13 protein-coding genes and 1 tRNA gene are annotated in these 11,681 nt (G+C 39.1%); 10 read left to right on the top strand and 4 right to left on the bottom strand.

What is annotated here, in order from left to right:
• Positions 1 to 19: 19 nt before the first annotated feature.
• The 8 genes from ACYX4O_RS13940 to ACYX4O_RS13905 all read left to right on the top strand — a co-directional run bounded on the left by ACYX4O_RS13940 (position 20) and on the right by ACYX4O_RS13905 (position 8,866).
• Complete coding sequence (locus ACYX4O_RS13940; protein ID WP_476351655.1) at positions 20 to 1,063, top strand: M42 family metallopeptidase; 1,044 nt, start codon at positions 20 to 22, stop codon at positions 1,061 to 1,063.
• 67 nt (positions 1,064 to 1,130) lie between these two features.
• A complete protein-coding gene (locus ACYX4O_RS13935; protein WP_476351654.1) occupies positions 1,131 to 2,585 on the top strand; it encodes a spore germination protein in 1,455 nt (484 codons plus the stop codon).
• 89 nt (positions 2,586 to 2,674) lie between these two features.
• A complete protein-coding gene (locus ACYX4O_RS13930; protein ID WP_476351653.1) occupies positions 2,675 to 2,884 on the top strand; it encodes a YqgQ family protein in 210 nt (69 codons plus the stop codon).
• A 5-nt stretch (positions 2,885 to 2,889) separates the two neighbouring features.
• Positions 2,890 to 3,849, top strand: a complete 960-nt coding sequence (locus tag ACYX4O_RS13925) for an ROK family glucokinase (protein WP_476351652.1) — start codon at positions 2,890 to 2,892, stop codon at positions 3,847 to 3,849.
• Positions 3,850 to 4,171: 322 nt separating this feature from the next.
• Positions 4,172 to 6,034: an LTA synthase family protein gene (locus tag ACYX4O_RS13920; protein ID WP_476351651.1), complete on the top strand. Its 1,863-nt coding sequence runs from the start codon at positions 4,172 to 4,174 to the stop codon at positions 6,032 to 6,034.
• A 177-nt stretch (positions 6,035 to 6,211) separates the two neighbouring features.
• Complete coding sequence (locus tag ACYX4O_RS13915; RefSeq protein WP_476351650.1) at positions 6,212 to 7,099, top strand: M14 family metallopeptidase; 888 nt, start codon at positions 6,212 to 6,214, stop codon at positions 7,097 to 7,099.
• Between the two features lie 264 nt (positions 7,100 to 7,363).
• Positions 7,364 to 8,062 (top strand): ABC transporter ATP-binding protein, encoded by a 699-nt coding sequence (locus tag ACYX4O_RS13910; RefSeq protein WP_476351649.1) that lies wholly within the window; start codon positions 7,364 to 7,366, stop codon positions 8,060 to 8,062.
• A 30-nt stretch (positions 8,063 to 8,092) separates the two neighbouring features.
• Complete coding sequence (locus ACYX4O_RS13905) at positions 8,093 to 8,866, top strand: ABC transporter permease (RefSeq protein WP_476351648.1); 774 nt, start codon at positions 8,093 to 8,095, stop codon at positions 8,864 to 8,866.
• Positions 8,867 to 8,909: 43 nt separating this feature from the next.
• On the opposite strand, the gene ACYX4O_RS13900 is transcribed toward ACYX4O_RS13905, so the two are convergent.
• Entirely contained in the window at positions 8,910 to 9,092 is a 183-nt protein-coding gene (locus ACYX4O_RS13900; protein ID WP_036782120.1) for a DUF2759 domain-containing protein, read from the bottom strand.
• A gap of 165 nt (positions 9,093 to 9,257) precedes the next feature.
• Between ACYX4O_RS13900 and ACYX4O_RS13895 the strand changes: the two genes are divergently transcribed.
• The gene (locus tag ACYX4O_RS13895) at positions 9,258 to 9,881 is read left to right on the top strand and encodes an MBL fold metallo-hydrolase (RefSeq protein WP_476351647.1); all 624 of its coding nucleotides are present in this window, start codon (positions 9,258 to 9,260) and stop codon (positions 9,879 to 9,881) included.
• Between the two features lie 36 nt (positions 9,882 to 9,917).
• Here ACYX4O_RS13895 and ACYX4O_RS13890 read toward each other — a convergent pair whose 3' ends face one another.
• Entirely contained in the window at positions 9,918 to 10,160 is a 243-nt protein-coding gene (locus ACYX4O_RS13890; protein WP_036782116.1) for a DUF2626 domain-containing protein, read from the bottom strand.
• Positions 10,161 to 10,252: 92 nt separating this feature from the next.
• Positions 10,253 to 10,942: a helix-turn-helix transcriptional regulator gene (locus tag ACYX4O_RS13885; protein WP_476351646.1), complete on the bottom strand. Its 690-nt coding sequence runs from the start codon at positions 10,940 to 10,942 to the stop codon at positions 10,253 to 10,255.
• Positions 10,943 to 11,137: 195 nt separating this feature from the next.
• Between ACYX4O_RS13885 and ACYX4O_RS13880 the strand changes: the two genes are divergently transcribed.
• Positions 11,138 to 11,524, top strand: a complete 387-nt coding sequence (locus ACYX4O_RS13880) for a Spx/MgsR family RNA polymerase-binding regulatory protein (RefSeq protein ID WP_188651557.1) — start codon at positions 11,138 to 11,140, stop codon at positions 11,522 to 11,524.
• A 41-nt stretch (positions 11,525 to 11,565) separates the two neighbouring features.
• Here ACYX4O_RS13880 and ACYX4O_RS13875 read toward each other — a convergent pair.
• Positions 11,566 to 11,637, bottom strand: a tRNA-Gln gene (locus ACYX4O_RS13875).
• Positions 11,638 to 11,681 lie beyond the last annotated feature (44 nt).

Genomic DNA, 11,681 nt, shown 5'->3' with positions numbered 1-11,681 from the left:
ATGAAAAGGGGAGATTGTTATGAAACATACGCAAGCGATAACAGGTATATTGGAACAACTTGTGAACATACCTAGTCCGTCTGGATACACAGAAGCATGCATCGATCACTGCGCAACGTATTTCGAAGACCTTGAGGTGCCTGCTTATAAAACGAAGAAGGGAGCTCTTATTGCAACGCTAGAAGGAGAAGACAATTCACAGCAGCGTTTATTAACGGCTCATGTGGATACGCTCGGCGCTATGGTGAAAGAAGTAAAGTCTGATGGAACATTGAAGTTGTCTATGATTGGCGGGTTTCGTTGGAACAGCGTTGAAGGAGAATATTGTGAGATTCATACGGCTAGTGGAGCCACATACTCCGGCACGATTTTAATGCACCAAACTTCTGTTCACGTCTATAAAAATGGCGGAGAAGCTAAACGAAACCAAGAAAATATAGAAGTGCGTGTAGACGCTGAAGTACATAATGCGCAAGATACAAGAGACCTTGGCGTTCAAGTGGGGGACTTTGTTTCGTTTGATCCACGTTTTCAAGTAACAGATAACGGGTTTGTAAAGTCACGTCACCTAGATGATAAAGCGAGTGTTGCGATTTTAATGCATCTTGTTGACACCCTAAAGGAGGAGGGCGTGGTTTTGCCATATACCACTCACTTCTATATATCAAATAATGAAGAGATTGGTTACGGGGGAAATGCCAGTATTCCAGAAGAGACTGTAGAGTATCTAGCTGTTGATATGGGTGCTATAGGAGATGGACAAGCAACGACCGAATACGTCGCGTCTATTTGTGCGAAAGATTCTTCTGGTCCATATCATTATGGACTTCGCCAACATCTTGTTCAGCTTGCAGAGCATAATGATGTAGAGTATGAGATTGATATCTATCCTTATTATGGGTCAGATGCTTCTGCTGCAATACGCGCTGGAGCGGATGTGAAACACGGTTTAATAGGCCCCGGGATTGACGCTTCTCATGCCTTTGAGAGAACGCATGTATCCTCGTTAGCACACACGTTTAATTTACTCTTTGCTTACGTTCAATCAGAGCTTGTTGAGTAATTGTATGTATGCTTATAAAGGTTTGTGCAAACAATGAGGTTAGACCTTTATAAAGCAGGGTGATGAAATGGAAAAGCAGCCAATGTTCAACAATTACGATGAAAATGTCCAATACATGAAGGATAGGCTTGGCGTTGGTAAGAGTTTTGATATTATTCAACTTGACTTAGAGTATGCAGGACGAAGAATGGCCCTCTTTATGATAGACGGCTTTGTTAAAGATGAGATTCTTCATTATTTAATGAAGCTCTTATCAGAACTTGAACCAGAACAATTAGAGCCAAACCCATTTGAGAAGTTACTCCGTACACATCTTCCTTATGTAGAACTTGATCATAAAACGGACTTAAACGAAGCGACCGATTGGGTCCTTGCTGGTCCTACTGCTCTTCTTGTAGAGGGCATAGATGATAAAATTATTATGATTGATGCTAGAACGTACCCGGTACGTGGACCTCAAGAACCTGACATCGAGCGAGTGGTGAGAGGTTCAAGAGATGGTTATGTTGAAACAATTGTATTCAATACTGCTTTAACAAGAAGGCGAGTACGTGATCGTTCCTTGAGGATGGAGTATTTACAAATTGGTCGCCGCTCAAAGACAGACGTTTGTATATGTTATCTAGAAGATGTAGCAGATTTGGATAAGGTAAAGCATTTAAAGGAGACGCTTCAATTAATTGATACCGATGCATTACCCATGGCTGAAAAAACAGTAGAAGAATTTTTAAGCGGACAGCATTGGAGTCCTTACCCGACGATTCGCTATACTGAAAGGCCAGATACAGCAGCAGCCCATATCTATGAGGGGCATATTTTGTTAATGATTGATGGATCACCTAGTGTAATGATTACTCCGGCCACATTTTGGCATCACTTGCAACATGCGGAGGAATATAGACAGAAGCCATCTGTAGGAGCTTATTTGCGGTTTGTGCGCTTTTTCGCCGTATTTGCCTCTATATTTGTATTACCGTTGTATTACTTGTTTTCTATTGATGCTACGTTATTACCTGAACAACTTAAATATATAGGGCCCACTGAGCTCGGTGTTTTACCTCTAATTGTTCAATTTCTAATAGCTGAGATTGGAATTGATACCTTGAGGATGGCGGCCATTCACACCCCATCGGCCCTAGCTACCGCTTTAGGATTAGTGGCAGCAATACTCATTGGCCAAGTTGCTATTGAAGTGGGATTGTTCTCGAATGAGGTTGTTCTTTACCTGGCTGCAGCAGTCATTGGGACTTATTGTACACCTAGCTATGAACTGAGTTTAGCTAACCGTTTGACGAGGCTTGGTTTGTTGATCGTAACAGCCCTATTTGAAGTGAAGGGACTTGTAATCGGTACTACGATATGGATTTTATATTTGACGAGTTTAAACACATTTAAGACTGCCTATTTATGGCCATTTCTACCATTTTCCTACCGAGCTTTTCGCGACGTTATTTTACGCTCACCTATGCCACTTAAAAACAGACGACCTGCCTTTTTGCACCCTCAAGACCCTGATCGATAAGATTGGGGTTTTTTTATGTTCGATTATTCATCAAGGATTCATTATTTCTTTTAGTGGGAACGCTTGCTATAATATATAATGGTGATGATATGAAATCGATTTATGACATTCAACAATTATTATTGAAATTTGGAACAGTCATTTACATTGGGGATCGAATAGCTGACTTAGAATTAATGGAAATGGAGATACGAGAATTATACAAATCACAGTTTGTATCAGACCAAGATTTTCAGATGGCTATTCTCCTTCTTCGTCAAGAAATTTCAAAAGTTCAACAAGCCAGAGGTGAAGGGTGAAGGACATGGAACAAAAACACGTAATAGGAATTGATATCGGGGGCACTACAGTCAAACTAGCTTTCGTTACATATAATGGCGAGATTATTCATAAGTGGGAAATTCCTACCGTCTCAGAAGGCGGACCAGAAAAAATGGTGCAAGATATTGCCACATCAATGGCGAATGAGCAACGAAAGCTAGAGCTTTCTTTTGACGATTTTAGAGGCATTGGTGTAGGAGCGCCTGGTTATATTAGTCTCGAAGAAGGAATTGTCTATGAAGCTGTAAACATTGGCGGCTGGAGAGATGTTCCTTTAAGTAAGTTGTTAGGAGAGGCTACGGGATATAATGTTCGAATTGAAAATGATGCAAATCTCGCAGCATTAGGAGAGTACTGGAAAGGTGCAGGAGATAAGGCAGATAATTTATTAGCTTACACATTAGGTACAGGTGTTGGAGGCGGCATTATAGCTAATGGAGAACTTCTTCACGGTGCAAATGGAACGGTGGCAGAGCTTGGTCACATGACCGTAATAGCTGAAGGCGGACGAAACTGTAATTGTGGAAGGACGGGGTGTCTTGAAACAGAAGCTTCTGCTACAGGCATTGTACGATCAGCTATTGATGGCATTGAACAAGGACGCTCTACTTCATTAAAGGACATCTATAATGACACAGGGGAAGTGTCAGCTAGAGACGTATTTGAAGCAGCAGCAGAAGGGGATAAGTTGGCAAAAGATGTGTTAGATCATGTAACTACGGTACTAGGATTAGCGATATCTAATATGGCTATAGCGATCAACCCTTCTAAGATTGTAATCGGTGGCGGTGTATCAAAAGCGGGGGATCAGCTTTTAGATCCATTACGCACAAAATTTGACACCTTTACTTTGCAGCGCACAGGCGAAGCGGTAGAATTCGTTATTGCTTCTCTTGGCAACGACGCTGGGGTCATTGGAGCGGCTTATTTAGCCCGTCAATAAAAGGTAGAAGAAAGTTATGGGATCCTGTAACACTTTGTTACAGGATTTTACTTTGTTTATAAAGAATTGTTGTTTGTAAAAAGAGATTTTGTTAGTTGTGTAGGGCTTTATGATGCATATTCGTCTATTGTTATGAATATCGTTTAAATCGTATGTAAAAAATTAGTTGAAAATAGTTGAAACTTTTATGTTATCATAACCGTCATATAGACTAGTGGTTGTTTAGAATACTTTAGAAAGTGGAAATTAGTTATATTAGTTAATATTACGAATGAAATGTGAAGCCAACAATAGAATATTTTATAGAACGGAGGAACGGAACATGCTTCAAAGAAAGTCACTTCCATTATATTTGGTCGCTGCTTTGCTTTTTGGTGTTAAAACGTATTTTGTTTATCGTTTTATCTTTGATCTTTCCATTGAGAACTTCTTGCAAGAGATTATATTAGCAATCAATCCATTTGCAACAGCTGTATTATTCTTTACATTTGTCGTATTACTTAAACCAGTACGACAAATAAAGTATACGAAGCACTTATCATTAGTTATGACGCTTATCCTGTACTTTAATGTCATATATTATCGTTCTTTTACTGATTTCTTAACGATTCCAGTCTTATTCCAAACGAATAATGTAGGAGATTTAGGTTCAAGTATCTTAGGGTTAATTTATGTAACTGATCTGCTATTATTTGTGGATGTAGCGATTGTCTATTATTTAAGTAAACGAGTAGCGGTAGAAGATCAACCGCGATTTAAAGGCATGAAATTTAAAGCAGCAGGAATTGCCATTGCTCTTGTAATGACGAACTTTGTGCTTGCAGAGATTGAACGTCCCATGCTTTTTCAACGCACATTTGACCGTGAATATTTAGTTAAGAATATTGGTGTATTTAACTATCATATCTACGATGTGGCTCTTCACTCCAAAACCAAAGCGCAGCGCGTGTTAGCGGATGGAAGTGAAATGAGCGATATCCGCGAATATGTGAGTAAAGAAGTGAAAAGTAATCAAGAATCGGACCTTGAAGGGATAGCAGAAGGAAAGAATGTAATTTATATCTCTGCTGAATCCATACAAAGTTTTGTCATAAATAAGAAAATTAACGGCAAGGAAATTACGCCATTTCTGAATGATCTTATAGATGATAGTTATTATTTTGAAAACTTCTATCATCAAACAGAGCAAGGGAAAACATCAGATTCAGAGTTCGTTGTGGAAAATTCTTTATATCCTCTAGGTCGTGGTGCTGTGTTCTTTACTCATTCTCAAAATGAGTATAATGCAGTACCCGAGATCATTGGTGAAAATGGATATTCTTCAGCTGTTTTCCATGCGAACAACAAGAGTTTCTGGAACCGCGACGTTATGTACGATTCTTTAGGGTATGATCAGTTCTTTGGCGAGCAAAGTTACAATCAGACCCCTGAGAATACGATTGGGTGGGGTTTAAACGATAAGGCGTTCTTTGACCAGTCTGTGGATATGTTGAAAGAGTTAGAAGAACCATTTTATGCTAAGTTCATTACCCTAACAAACCACTTCCCGTTTGAGCTACCTGAGGAAGACCAACACATTGATAAGTATGATTCGAGTTCTAAAACTCTAAACCAATACTTCACTACGGTACGTTATATGGATGAATCCATTGAACAATTCTTCCAGAAGCTAAAGGATGAAGGGGAGTATGAAGATAGTATCATCGTGATCTATGGTGACCACTATGGTATTAGTGAATACCATAACAACGCGATGGCTCAATTCTTAGGTAAAGAAATTACACCATACGAGCACACTCAACTACAACGTGTACCTTTCTTCATTCATATCCCAGGTCATGAAGATAACAAAGTTATCTCCAAGCCTAGTGGTCAAATGGATGTGAAACCAACGATTCTAAGCATGCTAGGTATTGATTCTGGTGGCGATATTGAATTTGGTACAGATCTCTTTACAGACGATGTAGACCCATTTGTCGTATTAAGAGACGGTAGCTTTATCTCAGAAGACTATTTATATGCTAATGGTCATTGCTATGATCGAGAATCTGGTGAAAAACTAGAAGGCGACCAATGTAAACCATTACAGAAAAAAGCTCAACAAGAGCTTGATTACTCAGACCAAATCGTCTACGGGGACCTATTCCGCTTTTATGACTTCCAAAACGGAACAGTAGCGGACTAAAAATATCATGTATCACAAAAAGGTACTTCTGTTATCAGAAGTGCCTTTTTATTAGCTATTACAAACCCCGCGGTCGTCCCCTGCCACCAAATAAACAAAACGTTATTCTTAACGCTGGTTTATTCATGCTAGTGGTTTGATTGAATAAAGTAATAGTAGAAGAAGGAGGAGTGTTGGATGGTTCAATTCCCTTATGATTTTAAGGTTTTAGAAGCTGATATGAAACAGTTGGTCGGTGAGTACCAGACCATTACATGTAGTAGTATAGGCTACTCGGTGTTAGGTAAGCCGTTATATGAATTGAAGATAGGGGAAGGACCTCAATCCATTCATTGGAATGGATCGTTTCATGCCAATGAATGGATGACAACCGCTCTTTTAATGAAGGTCTTGAAGGCATATGCTAAGGCTTTAAAAGAGGATGAGTATTTTGGATCGGTCAAAGCCAGGGAATTGTATGCAACCACAACGTTATCCGTTGTCCCAATGGTAAACCCCGACGGTGTCGACTTATTTATGCATGGACTCCATGCTACACCTGCTAATCACGAGAATTTAGTGATGATGAATGGTGCCAACAAGACTTTTGCTGCATGGAAGGCCAATATTAGAGGTGTAGACTTGAATAATCAGTTTCCAGCCAATTGGGAGATTGAGAAAGGAAGGAAACCAACAGCTCCTTGTTTTAGGGATTATCCGGGAGACCAACCTTTAACAGAACCAGAAGCTATTGCTATGGCTGAACTAACGAAACGGAGCAACTTTGATCGGGTATTAGCATTTCATTCTCAAGGTGAGGTGATCTACTGGGGGTATCAAGGTATGGAACCAGAACGATCATTTTATATGGTAGAAGCCTTTTATAAAGGAAGTGGCTATGAGCCTGTACGAACCATTGACAGTTATGCAGGGTTTAAGGACTGGTTTATTCAGGACTATAACAAAGAGGGATATACAATTGAAGTAGGTAAAGGAATTAACCCGCTACCCTTATCGACTTTTCCTTATCAATACAAACGTGTAAAAGAAATTTGTGCACGTAGTTTAGCAGTTCCTTTGAGGTAAAGTGCAACTAATCCTTATATGTTGCTTTCCCTATATGGGAATGTCATAATTTCTATGACTTAAAAACGTGAACAATGATGGGGAGGGGGATACTAATTCCTTTCTTCTGACCTTATAAAGGGTTAACAAGAGGTTATACTAAAAAATAGGCCTCAATCTTCTATTATATTCAGCAGAGGGCCTGTTTTGTATAACTGAAAGGGATTATGTATATAAAAATAAGTCTAGTATAAAACTTGCTAAATGGACCAGGGGTGAATGCTATTGGAACAAGATAAGCTGTTTACGTTTGATAATGTGGAGAAATCTCCTTTACATAGTTTGAACTTTTCAATTAAAAGAGGGGACAATGTGATGTTATTCGGCCCTTCAGGTGCTGGTAAAAGCACTCTTTTACACCTTTTTAATCGATTGAGTGACCCCGAAAAGGGAAGTATTTATTACTTAGGTAAAGACCTACAAAGTTATCCTATAACCGAGCTTCGTAAGGAAGTAGGACTAGTTATGCAAGCCCCGAATCTTTTTCCTGGAACGGTACTGGATAATCTGAAATATGGCCCCTCCCTACATGGTGAATGGAACATAGAAAAAGCTGAAGCTTTATTAGAAGCTGTCCAACTTCCGGCTGATTACATAGAACGATCGGTCGATCAACTCTCAGGAGGAGAACAACAACGAGTATCATTAGCTCGTACGTTGGCCAATAATCCCTCTGTCTTGTTGTTGGATGAACCGACCAGTGCATTGGATCAACACACGACTGAAGAAATTGAACAAGTATTAGAAGGGTTAGCAGTCGAACAAGGGGTAACATTAATTATGGTTACCCATCATTTAGATCAAGCGAAGCGCTTAGGAAGTCGTGGGGTCTTTTTATCAGACGGAGAAATCATAGAAGAAGGCAATTTAACAGAGCTTCTATCAGATCCGAAAACAGAAGAACTAAAAGCTTTCATGACTTAAACAGGACATAAAACAAGGAAGGAATCTTACATGTCACCAGAGATATCTAATCAATCTTTATTGTTTCTAGTAGTATTTGTTCTTGTCCCTTTGACGTTATCTTATTACTATCAACTAGGTCTTAGCAAGGGGATTATGTGGTCTTCTATTCGTGGGACGATTCAACTATTCGCTATCGGCTATTTACTTACGTATTTGTTTGATTTACCTGCATATATCGGCATTCCTTTTATGCTCACCATTATGATTACCGTTGCTAGCTTTCACGCTAGGAAGAAGGGGAAGGGACTGCCTTCAGTTCTTGGTGTTATTTTTATAGGCTTGATTGTAATTGAAGGTAGTGTTCTTGGTCTTTGGTTGCTGTTTGACATGATTGAGTTCACACCTAATGAAGTGATCCCTATGAGTGGTATGGTAATTGGAAACAGTATGATCGCAATGGGATTAGCTCTTGAGAGGTTAAAAAGTGAATTCAAAGAGAATGAGGGGAGACTCACTGCCGCTTTGTCCCTTGGTGCAGAACCAAAGCAAGCTTCTCAGATTATCATACAGAGGACGCTTGGTGCCTCTCTGATCCCAAATGTTGATAAGTTAAAAACAATCGGACTCGTTCAATTGCCGGGGATGATGACAGGGTTAATATTAGGGGGAGTAAGTCCAATTATGGCTATTAAATATCAGCTTGTAATCTCTTTAAGTATTTTCTCTGCCGTGTCGTTAAGCGCGATATACATTACGCTTATGATGTATAAATACTTCTATACTAATAAAATGCAGCTTAAGCACATGGAATTCGACCAATAAAAAAACCCTGCGGGAAGCAGGGTTTTTATTTAGGTCCTTTAGCTTAATGACCTCCGCCACCGGAAGAGGTGAACTGAGAAATAATCGTCATAATGGAAAAGAATCCAAAAACCAAAGTAGAAATACCAGCAAAAGCTACAGCAAATAGATTGTTTGTTTTTAATTCGCGGAATACTGCAAGAGCACATAGAATTGTTACGACAAGCAACATAATAGCTAATACCATATTCCCTAACCCCCTTTGATCGAATCGATCGTCTTAGACGACGCGCTTGTTTAATACTATAATAGTATGTAACGTAGCTTATCTCCTCATACATTCTAAACGACTTTAACGTGTTTGTCGAGATGTTACATGCAGTTTATGAAAACTTTTTCAGGAGGAATGAACATGAACGTTGAACAGTTGCCACTAGGGCCTTTAGGAACAAATTGCTATGTTATTGAACATGAAAAGAAAGCGCTTATCATAGATCCCGGAAGTGAAGGGGATAAGCTCATTCGAATGATAGAAAGACGAGAGATTTCACCGATCGCTATTTTATTAACACATGCTCATTTTGATCATATTGGATCACTGGATGAAGTGAGGAATCACTTCGATATTCCGGTGTATTTACATAGAGAGGAAAAAGATTGGTTAGGAAAACCTGAATTAAACGGATCGAAGTTTTTCCAAATGGCTACACCACTCATTACGGCCCGTGAAGCGGATCATGAAATTGAAATCGGAAACATGGAGATTGATGGATTTACATTTGATGTACGATATACACCCGGGCATTCACCAGGGAGCGTATCATTTGTGTTTCCAAATGATTCTTTTGTCATTGCTGGAGATACGTTATTCCAAGGGGGGATAGGGCGTACTGACTTGCCAGGAGGCGACCTTGATATTCTTAAACAGAGTATAGAAGAACAGCTGTTGACCCTTGATGACGATACGACAGTTTATCCTGGTCACGGAGGAGCTACGACAGTAGGTGAAGAAAAGGTAATGAACCCATTCCTATAAGCATTAAAAAAACGGCATCGGTACGATGCCGTTTTTTTAGTGTCTGAAACCTGGTTCTAATAAGAACGAAGAATAATAAGTGAAACCGATAAAGAAAATGGTTAAATAAGCGCCAAATATGTACATATACATGCGCTCTGAAAGTTTTAAATAACTCAATGTGACGAAAAAGACTGTTTGCACCAAGAACAGAACTGTAGCATCGTACATCTCACCGACATAGAACATAACCGTAAAAATTCCTGTCCAGAAACCAAGAACGCGAAACATCCGGTCCATATTGAATCCCCCTCCTTTATCCCAAAGGTGACTTATCATGGTAATTATAAACGACTCTTGCTGCATTGTAAATAAATGAAATGAAACCCTTATCATAACGCAGCTTTATAAGAACAAGTAGCGCATCCTTCCATCATATTATGCACTTCCTTAAGCTGAATATTCATAAACAGAGCTCTCATCATTCCCTCTAAAAAGAATCCATGCAGCGTACAGACTACCTGAGGATTTTCTTTTGCTAAGTCTTTGAACGGGCAATTAGATAGTGAAAAAAAGATTGTCTCTTCACGTTTAATGTACTCAAAGTTCGGGAACATTCCTATGATAAATGCTGACTCTTTTAACCATTTTATTTTCTCATGAACAGAAAAGTTTTCAAGGTTTTGATTTCCAAAACTTTGTTTAAACATAGCTTTTCCGTATTTGAAGCCGGTTGAATAAAGTGTCCTTTCTCCTTCCATCCCTAACTCCATAAGAGATTCCAAAGCAATCCGTGCTAGAAGGTGGTAGTCTCTGTAAGGGAATTGTAGATGAACGTCTTGTTCAGATAGCTGATATAAACGACTTGGTCTTCCTCCTTTACCTGTTTTCCTCGTTCTTGAAACCAATAGTTGCACATCCTCAAGTTTTGATAGGTGCAATCTCGCCACATTCGGGTGGATACTAAAGGTTTGTGCAATATCTGTAACCGAAACAGGTTGGTTAAGTTTTGTAACGTATTGATAGATTGAGTAACGGGTTGAGTCAGCCAATACATTTGTGATTTTTAATGTATGATCCATACAAATTCGCCTCCAATTAGTAAGCTATCTACGTTCATTATAGAACAAAGGGCTTTAGGCTAGGGCTTAAACCATGATTTGTAAATAAATGTACAAATTTTTTTAAAAAAATTAAGTTAAATAAGTGTACAATTGTTATACAACGGTTATACAATAGGTATAACGATAGAATAGAAAAAAGGGAGAGGTTAACAAATGAGTGATTTGAAATTTTACACATACCCAAGTTGCACGTCGTGCCGTAGGACAAAAGCCTGGTTGAAAGATCAAGAAGTCCCTTTTAGTGAGCGCCATATTTTTAGAGAAACCCCTACTTACGAAGAACTTTTACAAATCTTAAGCCTAACGACAGAAGGCATAGATGAAATTCTGGCTACAAGAGGGAAGACATATAAGTCCCTTAATGTGGATGTAGAAGATTTAAGTGTTTCTGAGTTTATTTCTCTAGTCATGAACGAACCAAAGTTATTACGCCGTCCAATCCTGACAGATGGTAAGAAATTGGTGGTAGGGTATAATGAAGACGGGTTAAAGAGTATTACAAAAGTGAAGCAAATGCCTCCATTAACGAAAATTTCATAGTAAAAAGCCGTTCCATATACATGAAACAGCTTAAACATAGACTGGGCTAGCTGGATTCGAACCAGCGCGTAACGGTACCAAAAACCGCTGCCTTACCGCTTGGCTATAGCCCAACGACTTTACACCCATTATCATGCCACATTTTTTAAGTGGTTAT

This window comes from Pontibacillus sp. ABV4_188, from assembly GCF_056311905.1.
This window is presented reverse-complemented; position numbering and strand designations above follow the sequence as displayed.